The organism is Streptosporangium sp. H16, assembly GCF_051918855.1.
Classification (GTDB): Bacteria; Actinomycetota; Actinomycetes; order Streptosporangiales; family Streptosporangiaceae; genus Streptosporangium.
Genome location: NZ_JBPXMD010000001.1, coordinates 393,247 through 415,363, shown reverse-complemented (window position 1 = coordinate 415,363; position 22,117 = coordinate 393,247). Strand labels below are relative to the sequence as shown.

Below are 22,117 nucleotides of genomic sequence, written 5' to 3'. Positions count from 1 at the left end.
CGGGAGCCCTACCGCCCGCGGTCAGTGAGCTTGGGAGGGCGGGGATGGCGGAGAGAAAGGTGGCGGGCCGCTACCGGCTGCTCGAACACATCGGCGAGGGCGGCATGGGCATCGTCTGGCGCGCCCACGACGAGCTCCTCGACCGGGTGGTGGCCGTCAAGGAGGTCCGCTACCGGGGCGTCGACGAGGCCGCGCGCACCGACCTGAACCGGCGCACCATCCGCGAGGCCAGGACCGCCGGGCGCCTCGACCACCCCTCCGTGGTCATCGTGCACGACGTGGTCGAGGAGGACGGGCGTCCCTGGATCGTCATGCAGCTGGTCCGGTCCCGGTCGCTGGGTGAGATCGTCCGCTCGGGCGGGCCGCTCCCTCCCGAGCGGGTCGCCTCGGTGGGGCTGCACGTGCTGGGCGCGCTGCGGACCGCGCACGCCGCGGGGGTGCTGCACCGCGACGTCAAGCCGGAGAACGTGCTGCTGGCCGACGACGGCCGGGTGGTGCTGACCGACTTCGGCATCGCCTCCATGACGCAGGAGACCGGCATCACCCGTACGGGCGCGATGGTCGGCACCCCGGCGTTCCTGCCGCCCGAGCGGCTGCACGGGCTGCCCGCCACCCCCGCGTCGGACCTGTGGTCGCTCGGCGCGACGCTGTACGCGGCGCTGGAGGGCCGCCCTCCGTTCGAGCGGGCCACGGCCGCCGCCACCATGATGGCCGTCCTGCACGGCGAGCCCAGCCCCATGGCCCATTCCGGGCCGCTACCGACGGCGATCCTCGGCATGCTGGCCAGGGACCCCGCCGCCCGGATGGTCCCCGACCAGGTCGAGGCCCTGCTCGGCCGCGCCTCCTCCCCCTCCGCCGGGCCGGTCTCCGGGCGAACGGCGCACCCCGGGCAGCGGGCGTACGCCTCCCCCGCCGCCCCCGCCGCCCCCGGGTTCCACACCGACCCGCCACCGCGTCAGGACCCGGCGCGGGGCGCGTGGCAGCCGGGGTACGGGGAGTACGGGGACTCCCCGAGCGGTCCGGGGCGACCGCCGCACCCGGCCGCGCCCACGCACCCGGGGCGGTCGCCGTACGCGGCCGGGCACACGCAGCCCGAGGGGTCCCACTCCCCGGCCCCGCGCACGTGGCCCGAACAGTCCCCGTACACGCCCCCTGAGCAGCCTCCGTACGCGCACCACGAGCAGCCTCCGTACGCGCGCCCCGAGCCGTACGCGCACCACGAGCAGCCCCCGTACACGCATCCCGGGCAGCAGGCCCGCGGTCACGAGCCCTCGCCTCCCGGTTCCCGGCGGGGGCGGGAGCAGCCCACGGACGCGGGGGCCGAGCCCGTGCGGCGGGCGAGGGCGGGGCGGCTGGCGCTCCTGGCCGGGGTGCCCGCGCTCGCGGTGGCGATCGGGCTCGGCGGGTGGCTGTTCCTCAAGGAGATGGACACCACGGTGGGCACCGGTGACGGCCAGGCCGAGGTCACGCCTCCGATCACCGACCCCACCCCCACCTCGGCGCAGGAGACGACCCCCGCCCCGGAGCCGACCCCGACGGTGACGCCGCGTCCGGCCAGGACCCTCCCCGCGGGCTGGCGGCTGCACCGCGACCCGATGGGCTTCTCCGTCGCGGTGCCCGGCAACTGGCGGGTCAAGCGGTTCGCCGGCCGCGACAGGGTGGAGTTCCGCGCCCCCGGCGCGAGCGCTTTCCTGTGGATCGAGTCGACCGACGACCCGGAGAAGAACCCGGTCAGGCACTGGCAGAAGGTGGAGAAGGCCGGGACGGCCGACAACGTCTGGCCCGGCTACCGGCGGATCGGCATCACCGCGCTGGTGTACCGGGGGGTGCCGGCCGCCGACTGGGAGTTCACCTACCTCAAGAACGGGGTCCGCACCCGCGTCCTGGACCGGGGCTTCCGTACCCTCGCCGACAAGCCGTACGCGATCTACTGGGAGAGCCCGGCGTCCAGGTGGGACCGCTCGTTCTTCGACACGTTCACCAGGACCTTCCGGCCGTGAGCGGCCTGGAGAGGGCGCGTTTCTGGCGCACCCCGGCCCTGCCGGGGGTGGACCTCCTCAAGGCCAGATACGTGACCCACCGCTTCCCGCCGCACGCGCACGAGGGCTACGCGATCGCGATGGTCCTGTCCGGGGTGGAGGAGTTCGCCTACCGGGGCACCCTGCACCGCGCGGGCCCTGGCAGCCTCAGCACGCTCAACCCCGAGGAGGCGCACGACGGCTACGCGGGCGTCCCCGGCGGGTGGTCCTACCGGGTGCTGTACCCCTCGGTCGAGTTCGTCTCCGGGATCGCCGCCGAGCTGATGGCCGGGCACGGCACGCCCTGCTTCCCCGAGACCGTCACCTACCACCGGCCCACCGTCGCGCTCCTGCGGGCCGCGCACGACGCCGCGGAGGGAGGCGACGACCTCGCCTCCTCGACGCTGGCCCGCACGGCCTTCGCCGCCCTGCTCAGCCGGCACGCCTCCCGCCGCCCCGCGGACACGCCGCGCCGGGACGGCGACCCTGCGGTACGGCGTGCCCGGGAGATCCTGCACGAGCGGCTCGTCGACCCGCCCACGATCGAGGACCTGGCGCGGGCGGTGGACGCGAGGCCCTTCACCCTGATCCGGGCCTTCAAGGCGGCCACCGGGCTTCCCCCGCACGCCTACCTGAACACGCTGCGGATCATCCGGGCCCGGCGGCTGCTCCAGGCCGGCACCCCTCCCGCGCAGGTCGCCGGGGATGTGGGGTTCACCGACCAGGCCCACCTGAGCAGGCACTTCACCCGGACGGTGGGCGTGCCGCCGGCCACGTACCAGCGCGCAGGAACGTACAAGACCGGGGCTTGAAACCGGATTTAAGCTCACCTGCCATGGAAACAACCACTCGTTCCTCCGCGATCAGGGACGGACTGGGCGTGGGGATCGCCGTCGGCCTGGCGGGGGTGGCCTTCGGCGCCGCGGCCGTCACCGCGGGACTCAGCGTGGCGCAGGCGTGCGTGCTGAGCCTGTTCGCCTTCACCGGCGCCTCGCAGTTCGCCCTGGTCGGCGTCGTCGCGGGCGGCGGCAACCTGGTCGCGGGCACGGCCGGCGCGATGCTGCTGGGTGCCCGCAACAGCCTGTACGGCCTCCGCATGGCCGGGGTGCTCGACATCCGGGGCTGGCGACGGCCGCTGGCGGCCCAGGGGGTGATCGACGAGACGACGGCGGTCACCCTGGCCCAGCCGGACGAGGAGTCGGCCAGGACGGCGTTCCTGGTCACCTTCGTCAGCCTCTATCTGACCTGGAACGCCACCACCCTGGTCGGCGCGCTGGGCACCTCCTGGGTGGCCGACCCCGCGGTGTTCGGCCTGGACGCGGTCGGTCCCGCGACGTTCCTGGCCATCCTGTGGCCCCGGCTCACCGGGGGCGGCGCCGAGGCCCGCGCGCTGCGCCTGATCGCGGGCTGCGGCGCGGCGGTCGCGCTGGCCGCGACCCCGTTCACCCCGCCGGGCGTGCCCGTGCTGCTCGCGTCCGTGGCCGTGCTCGCGGTGATCCTGAGGAGACCCAAGTGACCATCTGGTGGGCCGTCGTCGCCACCTGCGCCGCCTGTTACGCGCTGAAGCTCGCCGGGCTGTCGGCCCCGCGCCGGGTCCTCGACCACCCCGGGGTGCAGCGCTTCGCGACCCTGGTCCCGGTGGCCCTGCTGGCGGCGCTGATCGCGGTGCAGACCTTCGGCGACGGGCAGGCGCTGCACCTCGACTGGCCGCGCACCGCGGGGATGGGCGCCGCCGTCGTGGCCCTGCTGCTGCGCGCCCCGTTCCTGGTCGTCCTCGCGGCGGCGGCCGTCGTCACCGCCGCGCTGCGCCACCTGCTGAACTGAGCTCGTCACCGCCGCGCCACCCGCCGCGCCGAGGTCGTCACCACAGCGCCACGCCACCCGCCGAACTGAATTCGTCACCGCCGCATCACGCCACCCGCCGAGCCGAGGTCGTCACCTCGCGCCGCGGCCCGGGCGGTGCCGGGGCCGCCCGGGCCGCGCGGGAACCGTACGCGGAAGGTGGCGCCGGCGCCGGGGCGTGAGGTCACCGTGGCGTCGCCGCCGTGCGCGGCGGCGACCGCGGCGACGATGGACAGCCCGAGGCCCGCACCCCCCTGGCGGGCGCCGTCACGGGGATGACCGGCCCGGTGGAAACGCTCGAAGACCAGGGCGCCCTGCTCCTCGGTGAGACCGGGTCCCTCGTCGGCCACCTCGACCACGGCGTGCTCGCCGTCCACCCGGATCCTGACGACCGCCGGGGTGCCCTCGGGAGTGTGGCTGAGCACGTTGGCCAGCAGGTTGCCGACGATCTGGCGGATCCTGGCGGCGTCGCCGGGCACCTCGACGGGTCCCTCGCACTCCAGCGACAGCGGCCTGAGCGGCTCGATGGCGAGGGTGTCGGCCACCGCGTCGGCGGCGAGCGAGGTCAGCTCCACCGGGGAGCGCTCCAGGGGACGGCCCTGGTCGAGGCGGGCCAGCAGCAGCATCTCGTCGACCAGGGAGCCCATCCGGGTGGCCTCGGCCTCGATCCTGCGCATGGCCTTGGCCAGGTCCTCCGGCCGGGTGGCCGCGCCGCGCCTGAACAGCTCGGCGTAGCCGCGGATGGAGGCGATCGGGGTGCGCAGCTCGTGGGAGGCGTCGGCGACGAAACGGCGCAGCCGGTCCTCCGACGCCTCCCGTTCGCGGAACGCCTCCTCGATCTGGGCGAGCATCTGGTTGAGCGCGTGGCCCAGACGGCCCACCTCCCCGGCGGCCGGGGCCGCCTCGATGCGGCGCTCCAGGTTGCCGTCGCCGATGGCCGCCGCGGTCTCGACGATGCGGTCCAGCGGGCGCAGTCCCCGGCGGATCAGGTGGGTGGCGAGCAGGGTCAGGCAGACGAGCGCGAACACCGAGGAGCCGATCATCACCAGGGCGACGCGTTCGGTCAGCTCGTCGGAGGCGGCCACCAGCGCCTCGGGGGTGGTCAGGGCGAGCAGCCGCGCGCTGCCGTGGCCGCGCCAGTCCTGCAGCGCGCCGAACGTCGCCCCCGCCGCCGTCCCGAGAGCCAGGGCGACCAGGCCCACGACGGTCAGCACGAGGCGGGTCCGCAGCGACATCAGTCCTCCCTGGGCAGGCGCACGACGTATCCCACCCTGGGCACGGTGTGGATGAGCGGCGGGTGTGAGGCGTCGACCTTACGGCGCAGGTAGCTGATGTAGGTCTGTACCACCCCGTCGTTGCCGCCGAAGTCGTACTCCCACACGTGGTCCAGGATCTGCCGTTTGGAGACGACCTTGCCCGCGTTGGCCACCAGGAAGCGCAGCAGCTTGAACTCCGTCGGGGTGAGGTCGACGCGGCGGCCGTCGCGCCACACCTCGTGGGCGTCCTCCTCGATGACCAGGTCGGCAAAGGTCACTCTGCCGCCCTCGGCACCGGCCCGCTGGGTGCGGCGCAGCACGGCGCGGATCCTGGCGATCAGCTCCTCCAGGCTGAACGGCTTGGTGACGTAGTCGTCACCCCCCACGGTCAGTCCGCCGATCTTGTCCTCGGTGGCGTCGAGCGCGGTGAGGAAGACCACCGGCACCTCCGAACCCGTCATCCTGATCCGGTGGCAGACCTCCGTGCCGAGCACGTCGGGCAACATCACGTCCAGGACGATCAGGTCGGGATCGAAGGTCTCGGCCAGCGACACCGCCGCGGCACCGGTTCCGGCGATCGCCGTCTCGAACCCCTCGTAGCGAAGGGCGGTTGCGACCAGATCGGCGAGGTATGGCTCGTCATCTACGACCAGTATGCGGCTCACCTGACAAGTCTCACCCAGAGGATCTTGGAAAGACCATAGAAAACTCTGTGAAGAGCGATTCACATGCCGCTCTAAGGACGGGCACACAGGCATCGAAGATCTTTTTGTTGCACTGGGTGGCATGGAGAGAATCTCGGTTTTCGTACTGCGACGCAAAGGGCTGGTCGCCCTGCTGGCCGTGCTGGGATTCCTGGTGGGTATGGGCGCGACGCCGATCGCGATTCAGCGGCTCTCCGAGGAATACTCACATCCGGGAATGCCCGCTTTCGATGCCAATCAGGAAATTGTCAGAATTTACGGGAACGGCGGCTACCAGCGGCCGTTCGTCCCGGTGGTCGTGCTCCCCGAGGGAATGCGCGCCGACGAGCGGAAGGAGACCCTCGGCCGCGCCTTCGCCGCCGTCTCCGCCAGGCTTCCCGAGGCCCGCGTGGTCTCGTACGCGAGCACCGGCGACCCCCGGCTGGTCGGCACCGACGGCCGGACCACGTTCGGGCTGGTCTTCCCCGGCACCTACTCCGACGGCAGCCCGCCGGGCGGCGGCCTCGGCGAGACGCCGGACGAGAGCCCGGTCATCGTCGAGGCGATGACCCCGGCGCTGCCGCCGGGCACGAGCGTCCACGTCACGGGGCTGGACACCCTCGCGCCGAGCGTGGACGCGGGCGGCGTGGACGTGCCCGCCAAGATCGGCATCGGGGTGATCGCCGCGGTGCTCGTCCTGCTGCTGGTGTTCCGCTCGGCGCTGGCCTTCGTACCGCTTCTCATCGCGGTCCTGTCCATCTTCGTGTCGTTCATCGTGATCCTGGCACTGACGCTGGTGACGACCGTGCACGACGTGGCCCTCACCACGATGCCCCTGCTGGGTCTGGGCATCGCGGTCGACTACTCGCTGCTGCTGGTGGCCCGCTGGCGGGAGGAGCAGGCGGGCGGGCACCGCGGCGACGAGGCCGTGCACCGGGCCATGGCGGGCGCGGGACGGGCGGTGCTGTTCAGCGGCATCGCGGTCGCGATCGGCCTGGTGACCATGGTGGTGCTGCCGGTGCCGTTCCTGCGCAGCCTCGGCCTCGCCGGGATGATCATCGCGGCGGTGAGCGTGGCCACGACGCTGACCGTGCTGCCGGTGCTGCTCGCCCTCACCGGGCAGCGGCTCGACCGCAGGCGCGCCCGCGACGGCCGGGACGAGCCCCCCTTCCGGCGCGAGGCGCGGGCCGGGCGGGCCTGGTCGGCGTGGGCGCGCGGCGTGGTGCGGCTGCGATGGCCCGCCGCCCTGCTCACCGGTGGGCTGCTGGTGGCGCTGACGGTGACCGCCCTGGGCGTCAACCTCGGCCTGCCGGAGAGCAGGAACCTGCTGACCTCGGGGCCCGGCCACGAGGGGCTGTCCGCGTTGCGCCAGGCGGGCGTCCCGACCGGCTCGATCACCCCGTTCGACGTCCTGGTGACCGGCGACCCCGCCCGGACCGCCGAGAGGCTGCGGGGCGTGGAGGGCGTGTCGGCCGTGCTCGCCCCCGACGGCCCGTCCTGGCGCCGCGACGGCACCGCCGTCGTCACCGTGCTCCCGGCCGCGGAGAACGGCACCGAGGAGGGCGAAGCGACCATCACCCGGGTGCGCGAGGCGGCACCGGCCGGCGCGCGGGTCGGCGGCAACGCGGCGCAGAGCATGGACTTCCAGGAGCGCACCTACGGGGCGTTCCCCTGGATGCTCGGCCTGATCGCGCTGGTCACGTTCGTCATGCTGGCACGGGCGTTCCGCTCGCTGCTGCTGCCGTTGAAGGCGATCGTCCTGAACCTGCTCTCGCTGGGCGCGGTGATCGGCGCGATGGTGGTGCTGTGGCAGTTCGGCTGGGGGACCAGGGAACTGCTGGACATCCAGCCCACCGGCTCGATCGGCGAGTTCGTGCCGCTCACCATCTTCGCCTTCCTGTACGGCCTGAGCATGGACTACGAGGTGTTCATCCTGGCCCGGATGCGCGAGGAGTACGACAGGTCGGGCAGCACGGAGCACGCGGTGATCGAGGGCGTGGGCCGCACCGGGCGGCTGGTCACCTCGGCGGCGCTGATCCTGTTCATCTCCTTCGCCGCGCTGGCCATGACCCCCGAGCTGGACGTGAAGGTGTTCGCCAGCGGCCTCGCCCTGGGCATCTTCCTGGACGCCACCCTGATCCGCGGCATCCTGGTGCCGGCGGTGGTCGCGATGATGGGCCGCTGGAACTGGTGGCTGCCTGTCTGGGCGGCGCGGCTCCTGCGGGTGGAGCCCTCGCCGCTGAGAGGGGAGAGCCCCGAACCGGTCCGGGTCCCGGAACCCGTCTAGGGTCCGGGACCATCGGTCCGCCGGACATCGAGCGGAACGGCCGTCGCCCACGAGAGGCGGTGGCCGTTCCCGCGTTCCCCCGATCTCCCCCGGCCCGTCGGCGGACGACGCCGCTGCGGAAGGCGCCCGCCGCCGGACAGCGGAACGGCCACCGCCCCGGGGAGCGGTGGCCGTTCACGAGTCCCTCCGGTACCCGGCCCGTCAGACGGCGGTCAGCACCGCCGCGGAGTTGAAGCCGCCGGAGCCGCGGGCCACGACCAGCGCGGCCGACAACCCGTTCACGACCCTGGCCTCGGTGACCAGGTCCACTCCCTCGACAACGGCGCTGCCGGCGGTCGGCGGGATCACCCCGCCGGTCAGGGACAGGGCCGCCCACGCGACGTCGAGGGCCGCGCCGCCGGAACACAGGCGGCCGGTCATCGTCTTGGGCACCGTCACCGGCACGCGGCGGCCGCCGAACACCTCCCGCAGCGCCGCCAGCTCCTGGGCGTCCCTGACCGGATCACCGGCGCCGTCGGCGAAGACCACCCCGACGTCGTCAGGGCCGAGCCCGGCGCGGGCGATCGCCTCGCGCATGGCCCTGGCGTACTGGCGGTGGCCGGGTGCCGGGTCGGCCACGTGGTGGGAGTCGTGGGTGGAGGCGGTCCCGGCGATCTCGGCGTAGACCGTGGGGGCGCACCGGCCGAGGGCGCTGTGCCGGTCCTCCACGATGAGCATCGCGCCTCCCTCGCCGGGGACGTGGCCGCCCGCGTCGGGGGCGAAGGGCCGGTAGGCCGTGGCCGGGTCGCTCCCGCGGCCGACCGTCGCCTCACCGGCCTGGCAGGCCAGCGCGTACGGCGACAGCGGCGCCTCGGTGCCCCCGGTCACGACGACCTCGGTGCCCCTGCGGATCAGCCGGGCCGCCTCGGCCAGCGCGTCGATCGCCCCGGCCGCGTCCGCGACCAGCACCCCGCAGGCGCCCTTGAGCTGGTGCTTGATGGACAGCTGGCCACTGCTGGCGGCGTAGAACCAGCCGATGGACTGGTAGGCGCTCACCGCCCGCGGGCCCTTGCTCCACAGCGCCTGGATCTCCCGCTGCCCGAAGGCGTTCCCTCCCGAGGCCCCGGCGGTCACCACCGACAGGTCGAACGGGTCCTCCCTCGCGGGGTCGAGGGCGGCGTCGGCCAGGGCGAGCTCGGTGGCGGCGAGGGCGAACCAGGTCCACCGGTCGGTCTGCACCAGCAGCTTGCTGTCGACGAACTCGCGCTCGTCGAAGCCGGTGACCTCCCCCGCCAGCCTGATCGGCGCCCCGGTGGCGTCGAACGACGTCACCGGGCCGATCCGGCTCCGCCCGGTCAGGGATCCCTCCCAGTGCTCGACCACGCCGATCCCCGTCGGGGCGACCACGCCGATCCCGGTGATCACGGCTCTGCGGTCGCTCATCGGCTCGCCCCGGCTCAGAGAACGGTCACTCATCGGTCCGCCCCCGGCTCGGAGAAGATCATCGCGGACTGGAAGCCGCCGAAGCCGCTGCCGGCGGAGAGCGCGTGCCTGGCGGTCACCTCGCGTGCGACCAGGGGAATGTAGTCCAGGTCGCATTCGGGGTCGGGAACGGTCAGGTTGGCGGTGGGCGGGACCACGCCCCGCTGCAGCACCAGGGCGCAGGCGGCCATCTCGATCGAGCCGATCGCGCCGAGCGAGTGGCCGATCACCGACTTGATCGAGCTGATCGGCACCCGCCGGGCGTGGTCGCCGAGGCTCCGCTTGTAGGCGGACGTCTCGTGCCGGTCGTTCTGCTTGGTCCCCGACCCGTGGGCGCTGACGTAGCCGATGTCCTCGGGGCTGAGCTCGGCCTGGCCGAGCGCGTCGCCGATGGCCTCGCCCAGTTCGAGACCGTCGGGCCGCAACCCGGTCATGTGGAAACCGTTGGCCCGCGCGGCGTAGCCGGTGACCTCGCAGTAGACGCGGGCGCCGCGCCCGCGGGCGTGCTCCAGCTCCTCCACCACCAGCACCGCCGCGCCCTCGCCGAGGACGAAGCCCTTGCGCCCGGCGTCGAAGGGCCGCGAGGCCGTCTCGGGCTCGCCGTTGCTCGGGCTGGTGGCGCGGATGGCGTCGAAGCACGCCACGGTGATCGGGGAGATCGGCGCGTCCGACGCCCCCGTGATCATCATGTCCGCCTCGCCGTCCTGGATGAGCCGGTAGGCCCGGCCGATCGCGTCGATGCCGGAGGTGCAGCCGGTCGAGACGACGGCGGCCGGACCGTTCACGCCGAACCGGACCGCGAGCTCGGCCGCCGCGCTGGAGGGCACCAGCGACTGGTAGAGGAACGGTTTGAGGTGGCGGTGGTCCACCTCCCAGTCCCTGCCGCGGTCGCTGGCGACCACGTACTCCTGCTCCAGGGTGATGGTGGCTCCCACCGCCGAGCCGAGGCTGATCCCGGCCCGCTCGGGGTCGGCCGCGCCGAGGTCGAGGCCGGAGTCGGCCAGTGCCTCGTCGGCGCAGGCGACGGCGAGCTGGGTGAACCGGTCCATCCGCCGGGTCTCGCGCGGGGTGAGCCCGTGGGCGGCCGGGTCGAAGTCGACCTCGGCCGCGATCTGGGAGCGGAACGGGGACGGGTCGAAGGCGGTGATCCGGCGGACGGCCGGTTTGCCGTCGACGATCCGGTTCCAGAACTCCTCCCGGCCCACCCCGCCCGGGGCGATCACCCCGATGCCGGTGACGACGACCCGTCTCACGTTCCCACCTTCCTGGGATAGGGCTCGGTGTCCACGTGCCCGAGTTCGGGCCTCGGGGCGAGCGGGCTGAGCTGGAAGACCACGAGCACGTCGTCCTCGCCGACGTTGGTGAGGCGGTGCCTGACCTGGCGGGGGACGAGCAGCGCCTGCTCGGCGCCGATGGTGAGCGGCTCGCCGTCGAGGTCCACCCTGAGCGTCCCGGTCGCGACGAACACGTACTCCTCGGAGTAGGGGTGGTAGTGCTCGGAGACCCCCTCCCCCGGCGCCAGCCGCACGGCTCCGCAGAAGCCCGACGAGGAACCGCAGGTCGCCGGGGAGACCAGGGTGCGCAGGTCGCCGCCGCGCTTGGTGTTGGACGGCACGTCGTGGAAGCCCACGACGCGGCGGCGGCGCCGCTCCACCTTCTCCTTGATCAGCGACATCTGGACCGCGGAGCCGGCGTTGATCCGGTCGGTCATCCCCCGGGTGTCGACCGGGGCCTCGGGCCTCATGTGGAAGTCCTGCACCCAGCGCATGCGGGTGCGGTCGGGGCCGAGCTCCTCGTAGACCCAGGTGATGTTCATGAACTCGAACGGCCCGGTCTCCACCCGGCGTGCCCGGACCGTCCAGGTGTCGCGGTCCCAGGAGCGCTCCGACACCCAGGACCAGACGCGGTCCTGCTCGTCGGGGTGCATGGTGAGCCGGAAGGTCACCGAGTCGTCCGACTCGGCGAGCACCTCCACCTTGGCGTACTCGGAGAAGAGCTCCGGCCAGGTCTGGACGTCGTTCGTCTGGTCCCAGACGAATCCGATGGGCGCGTCGATCTCGACCGCGTTGTCGGTGTGTCCGATCATGATGTGCGTTCTCCCCCCTCAGGCGCCGGCCGCCGCCAGCCGCTCGGTCACGAGTTCTCTCATCAGGGACGGCGTGGCCTCGGCCGTCAGCTGTTCCTCCACGTCCACCCCGAACCGGTCCTGGATCCGGGTGGCGATCTCCACCCGGGCCAGCGAGTCGAGGTCCAGCTCGTCGAAGCTGAGCTCCAGGGCGTCGTCCCCGGTGGCGGGGTCCAGGCCCACGGCGAGCAGCAGTTCGCGCACGTTCTCTTCGGTGAATGGCATCGTCGTCGTTTCCTGTCGTCGGTCGGTGTCGCGGAAGTGCGGGTCGATGTCGCGGAAGTGCGGGTCGGTGCCTCTGGAGCGCGGGCCGATGTCCCCGAAGTGCCCGCCGGTCTCACGGAAGTGCCGGTCGATGTCCCCGAGGTGCCCGCCGGTGTCGCGGAAGTCCCCGCCGGTGTCGCGGGAGGATCAGGCCGGTGTCGCCGGGTGCCGGATGTCGTCGCGCACGGCGTCGACGAGCCAGATCCGGGCCGCGCCGACCGCCCGCGGGTCCGCCATCGCGGGGACGGGACGGCCCAGCTCGCGGGCGAGGTCGGCCTGGTGGGTCACCGAGGCGCGCCAGCCGTACCCGGCGAGCCACGCCCGCGGGTCCTCCACGGCGGACCGCCAGGCGGCCTGGGTTGAGGCGAGCCTGCTCATGGCGGGCCGCATCTGCGGCAGCTCGACGTACGCCCGGTTGACGTGCTCGACGGCGAGCCTGCTACCAGGGGGCGACAGCTCGGAGACCCGGCCGAGGACGCGTGCGCCGTCCCGCGGCGTGAGATACATCAGCACGCCCTCGATCAGCCAGGCGATCGGTTCGTCCGGGTCGAGGCCCGTGGCCAGCAGCGGCGCCGGCCAGTCCTCGCGCAGGTCGGCGGGGACGACCGTACGGTCGCAGGCGGGCTGGGCCCCCTGGTCGGCCAGCGCCTTCTCCTTGAAGGAGATCAGGTCCGGCAGGTCGACCTCGAACAGGCGGGTGCCCTCGGGCCATTCCAGCCGGAACGCGCGGGTGTCCAGGCCGGCGGCGAGCAGGACCACCTGCCGCGGTCCCGCGGACACGGCCTCGCGCAACCGGTCGTCGAAGAAGCGGGTGCGCAGGACGAAGTGCTCCCCTGCGCGGCGGCCCGCCTCGCTGATCCCGGTGATCCGCCCCGCGGCGTCGGCGAGCGGACCCGCCAGCGGGTCGTCGAAGAGCCGGTCGGGCCGCGTGCTCTCGGCCTCCCTGGCCTGGGCGATCACCACCGCGGTGCGGCTCACGCCGGTGGGCAGGCCGGGTTCTCCGGTGGGTCGGGTCATTCCTCGCTCCTGTCGCCGATGAAGTCGATGGCCATGGTGAGCCGGTAGGTCTCGCGGTAGACCAGCCGGTCGAAGGTCAGGCGCATGAACGCGTCGCGCGCCGCGCAGGCGACCGGGTGCCGCCAGCGGGTGAGCTCGCCGTTGACCCGCGACCGCCGGACCATCCGGGTGGTGCGGTCCACCCGCCGGGCCTCGTAGGCGGCCAGCGCCCGCGGCACGTCGCCGCCGGTGAGCTCGTCGGCCAGCACGAGGGCGTCCTCGATCGCCTGGCCCGCGCCCTGGCCGAGGTTGAACGTCATGGGGTGGGCCGCGTCCCCCAGCAGCGTCACCGGGCCGTGGCTCCAGCGCCGCAGCGGGGGCCGGTCGAAGACGTGCACCGGGGTGACGTCGTCCGCCCCGGTGGCCGCGATCAGGCCGGGGATCGGGTCGGGCCAGCCGGCGAACTCCGCGGCCAGCATGTCGAGGGTGCTCACCCCGAGCCTCGGGGCGACCCGGTCGCCGAGGACCCCGTCCCAGTAGACGTGGTCACCGTCGAGCCGGTAGCAGACGAACCACCGGCCGCGGCCCCACGTGCTGAGGAAGGTGTTCGCGGGCACCCCGGAACCCGGCAGCCGGATCACTCCCTGGAAGGCGGTGAACCCGGCGTAGCGGGGCGGCGGGTCTCCGGGGAGCAGCGCGGCGCGTACGGCCGAGCGCAGCCCGTCCGCGCCGACGAGCAGGTCCGCCCGCTCCTCGCGGCCGTCGCCGAACCGGGCCACGACACGGTCGCCCGTCACGGTGAGGCCGGTGAACCGGGAGCCCGTCACGAGGTCGTCCCCCACCTGGCCGGCGAGCAGGGCGTGCAGCTCGGGACGGCTGACGCTGTAGACGGGTGCGCCGAGGGGGCCGGCCATGCGCGCCATGGACCACTCCGCGATCCGGCGGCCGCGCGCGTCCCTGAACAGGTGCCGGTGCAGCTCGTGCCCGGCCTTGCGGACCCCGGGCTCCAGCCCGAGCTCGCGCAGGGCCAGCACGGCGTTGTGCCAGAGCACCAGCCCGTGTCCGGCCTGTGCCGCGCGCAGCCCGGGAGCGCGTTCGTGCACGCTGACCTCGGCTCCCGCGGCCCGCAGCGCCAGCGCCGCGGTCAGCCCGCCGATGCCGCCCCCGACGATGACCACCCTCACGCGGGGCCCCGCCCGACGGCCGCCGCGGGGGGCTCCACGAGGGGCGCCGCCTCCACTCGGGCCTCCATTCGGGGCTCCGCTCCGGGCGGGGCGTCCGCCCCCTCCCCCGCCGAGGCTTCGTCCCCCACCGGCGCGCCCGCCGCCGTCTCCGCCCGGACCAGGAAGCGCAGGGAGCGGGCCTCGGTCATGCACTCCCGCATCGGCCGGACGAGCTCGCGGTGCTCCTCGGTGGCCTCCCAGGCGAGGAAGTCGGCCGGCCGGCGCCACTCGCTGGTGATCAGCCACTGCTCGGGGTCGGTGAGCGACTGGCAGACCTGGTCGTTGAGGTGCCCGGGTACGCCACCGGACACCTGGTACCGGATCTTCTCGTAGGCGGCCAGGAAGTCCTCCCGCCGCTCGGCGGGCACCCTGACCAGGAAGACGATCCGGGCCCTCACCGGGGGCCTCCCACGCCGGGCGGTGGTCCGCCGAGTTCGGATTTGAACTCGAACCTGCCCAGCACCGGCACGCTGCTTCCGTACAGGCCGTCCGCGGCCTCGCTGGTCAGGAAGGCCACGACATTGGCGACCAGGTCCGGGGTGACGGTGTGGTCGAAGTTCATCCCCGGGCGCTCCCGGCGCTTGTCCGGGGTGTCCGCCATGGTCATGACGACCGTGTTGGCGTGGATGCCGCTCCGCTTCACCTCGTGCGCGATGGAGCGCACCCAGGCGACCAGGGCCGCCTTCGCGGCGGCGTACGCCGACAGGGCGGGCAGCGGCTCGTCCGCGAGCGGGGTGCTGAAGTAGACCAGCCGCGCCCCCTCGGTCAGGTGCGGCAGGATCGCCTGGGTGGCGGTGACGGCCGACAGGAAGTTGTCGCGCAGCATCTGCTCGTAGACGCCGGTGTCCATCAGGAACAGCGGCCCGGCCCGGAAGCCGCCGACCATGTGGACCAGGCCGTCGAGCCGGCCGAAGCGCCTGACCGCCTCCTCGGCGGCCAGCCGGGCGCCCTCGGGATCGGAGACGTCCGTGGCCAGCGTCTCGATCCGCCCCGTGACGCCGTGCCGCCGCTCCAGCAGGGCGAGGCGGTCCTTGTCGCGGCCGATGAGGAGCAGCCGGTCCCCCCGGGCGCCGAGCAGCTCGATCACGGCCTCGGCGAGCTGCCCGGTGGCGCCGGTGATCAGGAAGACGGGGGCGGTCATCGGACCGGCTCCGCGACCCGGGTGGTCACGTGGTCCATCAGCGCCGACAGGAAGAAGGCTCGCGCGCCCTCGGGGTCGCTCATGTCGCGCGGGACCGCGAGGTAGGTGTCCAGCTCGCGTTCCAGCCGCTGGATGCCCGGCTGCCTGGACAGGTGGGCCATCACGCTCGGCAGGTTGCCGTCGATCTCGATGACACGGATGACCGTGGTGTCCTTCATGAAGATCGAGGTGCTCAGCAGCCGGGTGCCGTCGGGAGTCTCCCACTCGGGGGGGTCGTAGCTCGACAGCAGTTCCCTCACCGCCGCCTCCGCACCGGGCCTGATCTGGAAGGTGATCGCGTAGCGCTGCATCGGGCCTCCTTGGATCGGGGGGCGGCCGTCCGCCGCCTTCTGGGACCAGCCTGTTCGCGAGGGGCCGGGCTGTCTTCCGCCACGCGGCCGGACCTGCGCTCCCCCGGCGGTGGGGCCCTCTCCGCCACGGGCGGGAGCCCGCCGCTCCTCACCGGAGATCCCCGGCCTCCGGCCGCGCGGAACAGAATCACATTCACCCAAGCAACCAGCTGATTACGCTTGATTGAAACCCTTATTAAGTGAAGTGTGGACGCCGTAATTCACGGATATTCCACCGACGCCTCAAGCCTTCGCAGATAACCCGATTTATCCCATTAGACCTTAAGGATCTCCGAGCTGCTTCTGTGAGAACCCATAGAACGGTCGGGCGACACAGGCGCTGGTGATACGAGCTGACGGGAGGCTGTTAGGTCCCTCGACGTGCCGCCCCGAGGGCTCCGGCAGGGGTCCGGCAGACGTCCTCAATAGTCAAAGAATAGAATCTTAATGAAGTCTGTGACAGCCCATATGATTTGCTTGATATAGTCACTTTTTCTGACTACGCTCACCTTTCATGGGGGAACGACGGGGCAAAACAACCCAAGAATGCAAGCACCTCTCATGTTTAGCGAGTAGCCGATCTCAGCGGATCCCAACGGGGTGGGTTCGATGAGCACCTTCCTCGGCTATCTCGTCTCAGAGCTGAGCTGGACCGACCTGTTGTGCTCGACGGTGGCGGCGCTCCTGGCCGTCGTGTCGTTCACACTCGGCACCCGCCGGCACACCAAGTCCATACTGGCCAGGAGCGAGAGCGCCGCGGCACTGCGCGAACGGCGCCGGATCGCCCGCAACCTGCACGACGGGGTGGGACACGGCCTGACCGTCATCGCCCTCCAGGCCCGGCGGCTGAACGGCTCACCGGCGACGGCCCACCACGTGGCCCAGATCATCGAGGAGACGGTCCAGGCGACCCTGACCGACCTGCGAGGGACCCTGACCGACCTGCGGCACGAGCCGCCTCCCCCGCGAGGAGGGCACGACCTCCCCCCGGGGGAGGAGCCGCGGCGCCACGACGACGGCGTGCCCCTGTCGGCCAGGCTGACCGAGCTCGCCGGGCGCTTTCCCTTTCCCGACCTGGCCGTACGGCTGCGCAACGTGGCCGCCGAACGCCACGTACCGCCCGAGGTCGCCAGGACGGCGTTCCGCGTCGCCCAGGAGGCCCTGACGAACGCGCTCAAGCACAACGCCGGCCCGGTCCACCTGGAGGTCTGCTTCGGCGAGAAGCTGAGCGTCTCGGTGGTCAACGAGACGCGCTCCCCCGGTGTGATGGCGGTGGCCATGCCCCTTCCTCGCAGGCAGGGCGGCGGCACGGGGCTGCGGGGCCTGTCGGAACGCGTCGCCGAGCAGGGAGGTCACCTGGAGTCAGGACCGCTGACCGGGGGCGGATTCGTCACCCGGGCCGTCATTCCGGTGACTCCCGCCATCTTCAGAGAGGACGAGCCATGCGGAAGATCCGCGTCCTGATCGCCGACGACCAGCCGCTGATCCGCAGCGGCCTGCATGCCATCTTCGACGCGGTGCCGGACATCGTGGTGGTCGGGGAGGCACGGCACGGGGTGCAGGCGGTGCAGTCGGTCAAGACACTCCGCCCGGACGTCGTGCTGATGGACATCAACATGCCGCGCATGGACGGCATCACCGCCACCAGGGAGATCTGCAAGCTGGGTGCCGCCTATCCCGCGAAGGTCGTCATCCTGACCATCTACGACCAGGACGAGCACGTCTTCGAGGCGCTGCGCAGCGGTGCCAGCGGCTTCATCCTCAAGCACACGCCCACCGACCGGCTGCTGGACGCCGTGCGCGAGGTCGCCGAGGGCGACGCCCTGCTGTCGCCCTCGGTGACGCGCAAGCTCATCGACGAGTTCGCCAGGCGCCCGGTGCTCTCGGCCGCGCCGACCGCGGTGCTCGACCAGCTCACCGAGCGGGAGCGCGAGGTGTTCCAGCTGCTCGTACGGGGATACGGCAACGACGAGATCGCCCGCGCGCTCGTGCTCGGCGACAGCACGATCAAGTCGCACGTCCAGCATCTCTACCAGAAGCTCGGCGTGCGCGACCGGGTGCAGATCGTGATCTTCGCGTACGAGAACGGCCTGGTCGCGGCCACCCCCCGGGGCTGACGCGGCTCCGGTGCGCGAAGGCGGGCCGTCTCCCCCCGGGGAGGCGACCCGCCTCGCGTCCGGCCCGCCCTCACGAACACGGGCCGGCTCCCCTCGGGGAACCTTCGCGAACGCGGACCGGTCCTTCGAGGCCACGCGAACGCGGACCGGCTCCCCTCCGGGCCTCACGAACGCGGCCGGCTCCCCTCGGGGAAGGAGACGGTCCCCTCCCCGGAGGAGCCCTGGGTTCACGCCGGCGGCGGGCGACACCGGCCGGGCCGGGTTCCTACGGTGAGACGGACCCGATCGACCGGCCACCGAGGAGTGCCCGTGCCCGACCAGATCCTGATCGTCGCCCGCCTCAGTCCCGGCGGTTCCGGCGAGGTCTCCCGCCTCTTCGGCGAGTCCGACGCCGGCGAGCTCCCCCGCGCGCTCGGGGTGACGCGCCGCGACCTGTTCCTCTACCGGGACCTCTACTTCCACCACGTCGAGTTCGAGAGCTCCGCCGCCAAGGCGATGGCGCTCGCCCGCGGGCGGGAGGACTTCCTGCGGCTGAGCAAGGACCTCGACCCGCACGTCAGGCCGTACGACCCGGACACCTGGCGCGGCCCCGCCGACGCGATGGCGCGCCGGTTCTACCACTGGACTCCCGAGGAGCGCGCCCTGTGACGATCTCACCCGCCGCGCCGACCACCGCGCCCGGACTGTGGGCGCGCTGCCCCTGCTGCGCCGCCATCGTGTACGCCCCCCGCCTGGCCCGTACGCAGCGTGTCTGCCCCGAGTGCGGTCACCACCACCGGCTGAACGCCGTCGAGCGGCTTCGCACCCTGGTGGACGACGGCTCCTTCCGCGCCGCCCCGCAGGTGCGCGGCGGCGACCCGCTGGGCTTCGCCGACTCCCGGCCCTACGCCGAGCGCCTGGCCCAGGCGCGCGGGCGCACCGGCCTGGACGACGCCGTCCTCCACGGCACCGCCACCGTCGGCGGCCACCGCGTGGTCGTCGCCGTCATGGACTTCTCCTTTCTCGGCGGCAGCATGGGGTCGGCGGTCGGCGAGGCCGTCACCCGCGCCTGCGAGCAGGCGCTGGACGAGCGCGTCCCGCTGGTCCTGGCCATCGCCTCCGGCGGCGCCCGCATGCAGGAGGGCGGCCTGTCCCTGATGCAGATGGGCAAGACCGCCCAGGCGATGCGGCGCCTGCGGCGAGCGGGCGTGCTCAGCGTCTGCGTGCTGACCGACCCCACCTTCGGCGGGGTCACCGCCTCGTTCGCCACCCTCGGGGACGTGCTGGTCGCCGAGCGCGGCGCGCTCGTCGGCTTCGCCGGGCCGCGCGTCATCGCCTCGGCGACCCGGGAGAAGCTCCCCCGGGGCTTCCAGAGCGCCGAGTATCTCGCCGGGCGCGGCATGCTCGACCGGGTCGAGCCCCGCGACGGCCTGCGTCCCCTGCTCGCCCGGCTGCTGTCCACGACCGGCCTGACCGGGGACGGACATGCCCAGGGGCCGCCCCCCGGCGGGCCCGCGGCGGTGATCCGCGATCCGGGCGAGCTGTCCGGCGCGCTGACCGCCCAGGAGACCGTGCGGCTGGCCCGCGACACCCGGCGCCCGACCGCCCTCGACTACATCTGGCACCTGTGCTCGGACTTCGTGGAGCTCCACGGGGACCGCACGCACGGCGACGATCCGGCGATCGTCGGCGGCACCGGCCTGATCGACGGAAGGCCCGTGATGGTCGTCGGCCACCAGAAGGGCCACGACACCTCGGAGCTGGTCGCCAGGAACTTCGGCCTCGCCCACCCCGAGGGGTACCGCAAGGCGCTGCGGCTGATGTCGCTGGCCGACCGGCTCGGCCTGCCGGTGGTGACCCTCGTCGACACCCAGGGCGCCGCCCCGGGCGTCGGAGCCGAGGAACGCGGCCAGTCCTGGGCGATCGCCGAGTGCCTCGCCGGCATGTCGGAGCTGTCGGTCCCGGTGGTCGCCACTGTGGTCGGCGAGGGCGGCAGCGGCGGGGCGCTGGCCCTGGCGGTGGCCAACCGGGTGCTGATGCTGCGCCACGCCGTCTACTCGGTGATCAGCCCGGAGAGCTGCTCGACGATCCTGTACGGCGACCCCTCGCACGCTCCCGAGCTGGCCGAGTCCCTGCGGATCACCGCGCCGGAGCTGCTGCGGCTCGGCGTCGTCGACGGGGTCGTGCCCGAACCGCGGGGCGGCGCGCAGGAGGATCCGGTGGCGGCGATGGACGCGCTCAAGGCGGCCGTCCTGGAGTCGCTGCGCGAGCTGTCCGGGCTGAGCGGCGACGAGCTGCGCAAGCATCGCCACGAGCGGTTCCGCGGGCTGGGAGTGATCGAAGGTGGATGAGCGGACCGCCGGGAGACCGGCCCACGAGACCGCCCGGAGACCGGACTCCGAGACCGCGGGGAGACCGGTCTCCGAGGAGGACGCGCACGCGGCGATGCGGCTGCTGCGCGAGGAGGTCGGCAACCTCGTCAAGACCGTTCCCGGCCCGGTGGCGGCCATCTCCCTGCGCCTGGGCGAGTGCGCCCTGGAGGTGACCTGGGCCTTCCCGCAGGCCGCCGCGCCGGACCCGCGGCCCGTCACCGTGGACGCCGCCGGGGACGCCGCCGGGCAGGCCGCGCGACCGGCGGAGACCGGCCCCCTCGACGCGGCGCGGGAGCACTCCTCGTCGCACGCGGTGACCGCTCCCCTGGTCGGCACCTTCTACGTCGCCGCCGAGCCGGGGGCCCCGCCCTTCGTGCAGCCGGGCGACCGGGTGGACGCCGATCAGACGATCGGCATCGTCGAGGCCATGAAGCTGATGAACCCGGTCGTCGCCGGACGCGCGGGCGAGGTCGTCGAGGTGGTCGCGGGCGACGGCGAGCCGGTGGAGTACGGGCAGGTCCTGGTACGGCTACGGACGGACGACGCATGAGTTTCACGAGGATGCTCATCGCCAACCGGGGCGAGATCGCGCTGCGCGTGGCCAGGACCTGCCGCGAGATGGGCATCGAGACCGTCGCCGTGTACTCCACCGCCGACCGCGACGCCCGGTTCACGGCCTACGCCGACAGGGCCGTCCACATCGGCCCGGCCCCGGCCCGGCGCAGCTACCTCTCCGTGCCCGCCGTCATCGAGGCGGCCCTGCAGACCGGGGCGGAGGCGATCCACCCGGGCTACGGCTTCCTGTCGGAGGACGCCGACTTCGCCAGGGTCTGCGCGGACAACGGGATCACCTTCGTCGGCCCCACCCCCGAGGTCATGGAGTGCGTCGGCGACAAGGCGCGGGTGCGCTCCCTGATGGCCGAGGCCGGGCTGCCCGTCCTGCCCGGCAGCGACGGCGCCGTACCCTCGGCGGCCGAGGCCGAGCGGATCGGCGCCGAGATCGGCTACCCGGTCATCGTGAAGGCCGCCGCGGGCGGCGGCGGGCGGGGCATCGAGGTGGCGCGCGACCGGGCCGAGCTGCGCGACGTCCACCGGCGCACCACCGCGTTCGCCCGGCAGATGTTCGGCAACGGCGACGTCTACATCGAGCGGTTCGTGCCGGTGGCCCGCCACGTGGAGGTGCAGCTGCTGGGAGACTCCGCCGGGACCGTCGTCCACCTGGGAGAGCGCGACTGCTCGCTGCAGCGGCGCAACCAGAAACTCGTCGAGGAGGCGCCCTCCCCCGAGCTGCCCGAGAAGGTCCGCGGGCGGCTCGGCGAGTACGCGGTGGCCGGGGCGCGGCACGTCGGCTACACCGGCGCGGGGACGATGGAGTTCCTGGTCGACCCGGCCGGGGAGGCGACCTTCATGGAGATCAACGCCCGCATCCAGGTCGAGCACACGGTCACCGAGATGCTCACCGGCGTCGACCTGGTCAGGGAGCAGATCCGGGTGGCCGCGGGCGAGCGCCTGCCCTTCACCCAGGAGCAGGTCCGCTTCACCGGCGCGGCCATCGAGTGCCGGGTGAACGCCGAGGACCCCGGCGCGGGGTTCCGCCCCGCCCCCGGCCGCCTGACGGTCTTCCGCCCGCCCGGCGGGCCCGGCGTGCGGGTCGACTCCGGATTCGCCCAGGGCGACACGATACCGCCGGACTACGACTCGATGATCGCGAAACTGGTCGTCTGGGCGCCCACCCGGCGGGAGGCCATCGCCAGGGCCGACCGCGCGCTCGCCGAGTTCGCCGTGGAGGGGCCGGGGGTGGCCACCACCATCCCGCTGCTGCGCGAGCTGCTCGCACAACCGCGGTTCGCCGCGGGTGAGCACAGCACCGGATTTGTGGACACGTTCATGAGCGAGCGGGGACATATACGCTGGTCTGCGTAAACTTTTCTGAATGCTGACGTAAATCCGGGGTACTCGCCACC

The 22,117-nt window shown here is 73.2% G+C and carries 22 protein-coding genes; 11 read left to right on the top strand and 11 right to left on the bottom strand.

The window, feature by feature from the left end:
* The first annotated feature begins 44 nt into the window (after positions 1 to 44).
* Genes ACTOQ2_RS01840 through ACTOQ2_RS01825 form a run of 4 tightly spaced genes read left to right on the top strand, consistent with a single transcriptional unit; the run spans position 45 to position 3,842 of the window.
* Positions 45 to 2,000, top strand: coding sequence for a protein kinase domain-containing protein (locus ACTOQ2_RS01840; protein WP_440097855.1), 1,956 nt, complete (start codon positions 45 to 47; stop codon positions 1,998 to 2,000).
* A complete protein-coding gene (locus ACTOQ2_RS01835) occupies positions 1,997 to 2,830 on the top strand; it encodes an AraC family ligand binding domain-containing protein (RefSeq protein WP_440097854.1) in 834 nt (277 codons plus the stop codon). Before ACTOQ2_RS01840 ends, ACTOQ2_RS01835 begins: the two co-directional genes overlap by 4 nt.
* Before the next feature lie 23 nt (positions 2,831 to 2,853).
* Positions 2,854 to 3,534: an AzlC family ABC transporter permease gene (locus tag ACTOQ2_RS01830; RefSeq protein ID WP_440097853.1), complete on the top strand. Its 681-nt coding sequence runs from the start codon at positions 2,854 to 2,856 to the stop codon at positions 3,532 to 3,534.
* Positions 3,531 to 3,842 carry an AzlD domain-containing protein gene (locus tag ACTOQ2_RS01825; protein WP_440065043.1) on the top strand — a complete coding sequence of 104 codons (312 nt, stop codon included), beginning with the start codon at positions 3,531 to 3,533 and terminating at the stop codon, positions 3,840 to 3,842. The genes ACTOQ2_RS01830 and ACTOQ2_RS01825 overlap by 4 nt, the downstream gene beginning before the upstream one ends.
* A 74-nt stretch (positions 3,843 to 3,916) precedes the next feature.
* On the opposite strand, the gene ACTOQ2_RS01820 is transcribed toward ACTOQ2_RS01825, so the two are convergent.
* Entirely contained in the window at positions 3,917 to 5,095 is a 1,179-nt protein-coding gene (locus ACTOQ2_RS01820; RefSeq protein ID WP_440097852.1) for a sensor histidine kinase, read from the bottom strand.
* Positions 5,095 to 5,781 (bottom strand): response regulator transcription factor, encoded by a 687-nt coding sequence (locus ACTOQ2_RS01815; RefSeq protein WP_440081998.1) that lies wholly within the window; start codon positions 5,779 to 5,781, stop codon positions 5,095 to 5,097. Before ACTOQ2_RS01815 ends, ACTOQ2_RS01820 begins: the two co-directional genes overlap by 1 nt.
* 121 nt (positions 5,782 to 5,902) lie before the next feature.
* Between ACTOQ2_RS01815 and ACTOQ2_RS01810 the strand changes: the two genes are divergently transcribed.
* Complete coding sequence (locus ACTOQ2_RS01810; protein ID WP_440097851.1) at positions 5,903 to 8,086, top strand: MMPL family transporter; 2,184 nt, start codon at positions 5,903 to 5,905, stop codon at positions 8,084 to 8,086.
* A gap of 201 nt (positions 8,087 to 8,287) precedes the next feature.
* Here the strand turns inward: ACTOQ2_RS01810 and ACTOQ2_RS01805 are convergent, their stop codons facing one another.
* The 9 genes from ACTOQ2_RS01805 to ACTOQ2_RS01765 all read right to left on the bottom strand — a co-directional run bounded on the left by ACTOQ2_RS01805 (position 8,288) and on the right by ACTOQ2_RS01765 (position 15,646).
* Positions 8,288 to 9,541 carry a beta-ketoacyl synthase N-terminal-like domain-containing protein gene (locus ACTOQ2_RS01805; RefSeq protein ID WP_440097850.1) on the bottom strand — a complete coding sequence of 418 codons (1,254 nt, stop codon included), beginning with the start codon at positions 9,539 to 9,541 and terminating at the stop codon, positions 8,288 to 8,290.
* Entirely contained in the window at positions 9,538 to 10,800 is a 1,263-nt protein-coding gene (locus tag ACTOQ2_RS01800) for a beta-ketoacyl-[acyl-carrier-protein] synthase family protein (RefSeq protein ID WP_440097848.1), read from the bottom strand. The genes ACTOQ2_RS01805 and ACTOQ2_RS01800 overlap by 4 nt, the downstream gene beginning before the upstream one ends.
* Positions 10,797 to 11,633, bottom strand: a complete 837-nt coding sequence (locus ACTOQ2_RS01795; protein WP_440097847.1) for a cupin domain-containing protein — start codon at positions 11,631 to 11,633, stop codon at positions 10,797 to 10,799. The genes ACTOQ2_RS01800 and ACTOQ2_RS01795 overlap by 4 nt, the downstream gene beginning before the upstream one ends.
* 18 nt (positions 11,634 to 11,651) lie before the next feature.
* Complete coding sequence (locus ACTOQ2_RS01790; protein ID WP_440065052.1) at positions 11,652 to 11,897, bottom strand: phosphopantetheine-binding protein; 246 nt, start codon at positions 11,895 to 11,897, stop codon at positions 11,652 to 11,654.
* A gap of 186 nt (positions 11,898 to 12,083) precedes the next feature.
* Positions 12,084 to 12,953, bottom strand: a complete 870-nt coding sequence (locus ACTOQ2_RS01785) for an SAM-dependent methyltransferase (RefSeq protein ID WP_440097846.1) — start codon at positions 12,951 to 12,953, stop codon at positions 12,084 to 12,086.
* On the bottom strand, positions 12,950 to 14,116 hold the full coding sequence (locus ACTOQ2_RS01780; protein WP_440097845.1) for an FAD-dependent monooxygenase: 1,167 nt from the start codon (positions 14,114 to 14,116) through the stop codon (positions 12,950 to 12,952). The genes ACTOQ2_RS01785 and ACTOQ2_RS01780 overlap by 4 nt, the downstream gene beginning before the upstream one ends.
* Positions 14,113 to 14,553: an antibiotic biosynthesis monooxygenase family protein gene (locus tag ACTOQ2_RS01775; protein WP_440097844.1), complete on the bottom strand. Its 441-nt coding sequence runs from the start codon at positions 14,551 to 14,553 to the stop codon at positions 14,113 to 14,115. Before ACTOQ2_RS01775 ends, ACTOQ2_RS01780 begins: the two co-directional genes overlap by 4 nt.
* Positions 14,550 to 15,296, bottom strand: a complete 747-nt coding sequence (locus ACTOQ2_RS01770) for an SDR family oxidoreductase (protein WP_440065057.1) — start codon at positions 15,294 to 15,296, stop codon at positions 14,550 to 14,552. The genes ACTOQ2_RS01775 and ACTOQ2_RS01770 overlap by 4 nt, the downstream gene beginning before the upstream one ends.
* Positions 15,293 to 15,646: a SchA/CurD-like domain-containing protein gene (locus ACTOQ2_RS01765; RefSeq protein ID WP_440065059.1), complete on the bottom strand. Its 354-nt coding sequence runs from the start codon at positions 15,644 to 15,646 to the stop codon at positions 15,293 to 15,295. Before ACTOQ2_RS01765 ends, ACTOQ2_RS01770 begins: the two co-directional genes overlap by 4 nt.
* Positions 15,647 to 16,294: 648 nt before the next feature.
* Here ACTOQ2_RS01765 and ACTOQ2_RS01760 point away from each other — a divergent pair.
* The 6 genes from ACTOQ2_RS01760 (at position 16,295) to ACTOQ2_RS01735 (ending at position 22,076) form a co-directional block, all read left to right on the top strand.
* The gene (locus ACTOQ2_RS01760) at positions 16,295 to 17,149 is read left to right on the top strand and encodes a sensor histidine kinase (RefSeq protein ID WP_440097843.1); all 855 of its coding nucleotides are present in this window, start codon (positions 16,295 to 16,297) and stop codon (positions 17,147 to 17,149) included.
* On the top strand, positions 17,128 to 17,802 hold the full coding sequence (locus tag ACTOQ2_RS01755) for a response regulator (RefSeq protein ID WP_440065062.1): 675 nt from the start codon (positions 17,128 to 17,130) through the stop codon (positions 17,800 to 17,802). The genes ACTOQ2_RS01760 and ACTOQ2_RS01755 overlap by 22 nt, the downstream gene beginning before the upstream one ends.
* Positions 17,803 to 18,111: 309 nt before the next feature.
* On the top strand, positions 18,112 to 18,450 hold the full coding sequence (locus tag ACTOQ2_RS01750; RefSeq protein WP_440097842.1) for a TcmI family type II polyketide cyclase: 339 nt from the start codon (positions 18,112 to 18,114) through the stop codon (positions 18,448 to 18,450).
* The gene (locus tag ACTOQ2_RS01745; RefSeq protein ID WP_440097841.1) at positions 18,447 to 20,132 is read left to right on the top strand and encodes an acetyl-CoA carboxylase carboxyltransferase subunit alpha; all 1,686 of its coding nucleotides are present in this window, start codon (positions 18,447 to 18,449) and stop codon (positions 20,130 to 20,132) included. Before ACTOQ2_RS01750 ends, ACTOQ2_RS01745 begins: the two co-directional genes overlap by 4 nt.
* Positions 20,125 to 20,703: an acetyl-CoA carboxylase biotin carboxyl carrier protein gene (locus tag ACTOQ2_RS01740; RefSeq protein ID WP_440097840.1), complete on the top strand. Its 579-nt coding sequence runs from the start codon at positions 20,125 to 20,127 to the stop codon at positions 20,701 to 20,703. The genes ACTOQ2_RS01745 and ACTOQ2_RS01740 overlap by 8 nt, the downstream gene beginning before the upstream one ends.
* Positions 20,700 to 22,076 carry an acetyl-CoA carboxylase biotin carboxylase subunit gene (locus ACTOQ2_RS01735; RefSeq protein WP_440097839.1) on the top strand — a complete coding sequence of 459 codons (1,377 nt, stop codon included), beginning with the start codon at positions 20,700 to 20,702 and terminating at the stop codon, positions 22,074 to 22,076. The genes ACTOQ2_RS01740 and ACTOQ2_RS01735 overlap by 4 nt, the downstream gene beginning before the upstream one ends.
* Positions 22,077 to 22,117 lie beyond the last annotated feature (41 nt).

Coding starts and splice junctions, on each gene's coding strand:
- ACTOQ2_RS01840 (WP_440097855.1), top strand. CDS start 45: ATGGCGGAGAGAAAGGTGGCGGGCCGCTACCGGCTGCTCGAACACATC.
- ACTOQ2_RS01830 (WP_440097853.1), top strand. CDS start 2,854: ATGGAAACAACCACTCGTTCCTCCGCGATCAGGGACGGACTGGGCGTG.
- ACTOQ2_RS01820 (WP_440097852.1), bottom strand. CDS start 5,095: ATGTCGCTGCGGACCCGCCTCGTGCTGACCGTCGTGGGCCTGGTCGCC.
- ACTOQ2_RS01810 (WP_440097851.1), top strand. CDS start 5,903: ATGGAGAGAATCTCGGTTTTCGTACTGCGACGCAAAGGGCTGGTCGCC.
- ACTOQ2_RS01805 (WP_440097850.1), bottom strand. CDS start 9,541: ATGAGTGACCGTTCTCTGAGCCGGGGCGAGCCGATGAGCGACCGCAGA.
- ACTOQ2_RS01795 (WP_440097847.1), bottom strand. CDS start 11,633: ATGATCGGACACACCGACAACGCGGTCGAGATCGACGCGCCCATCGGA.
- ACTOQ2_RS01790 (WP_440065052.1), bottom strand. CDS start 11,897: ATGCCATTCACCGAAGAGAACGTGCGCGAACTGCTGCTCGCCGTGGGC.
- ACTOQ2_RS01785 (WP_440097846.1), bottom strand. CDS start 12,953: ATGACCCGACCCACCGGAGAACCCGGCCTGCCCACCGGCGTGAGCCGC.
- ACTOQ2_RS01770 (WP_440065057.1), bottom strand. CDS start 15,296: ATGACCGCCCCCGTCTTCCTGATCACCGGCGCCACCGGGCAGCTCGCC.
- ACTOQ2_RS01765 (WP_440065059.1), bottom strand. CDS start 15,646: ATGCAGCGCTACGCGATCACCTTCCAGATCAGGCCCGGTGCGGAGGCG.
- ACTOQ2_RS01760 (WP_440097843.1), top strand. CDS start 16,295: ATGAGCACCTTCCTCGGCTATCTCGTCTCAGAGCTGAGCTGGACCGAC.
- ACTOQ2_RS01755 (WP_440065062.1), top strand. CDS start 17,128: ATGCGGAAGATCCGCGTCCTGATCGCCGACGACCAGCCGCTGATCCGC.
- ACTOQ2_RS01735 (WP_440097839.1), top strand. CDS start 20,700: ATGAGTTTCACGAGGATGCTCATCGCCAACCGGGGCGAGATCGCGCTG.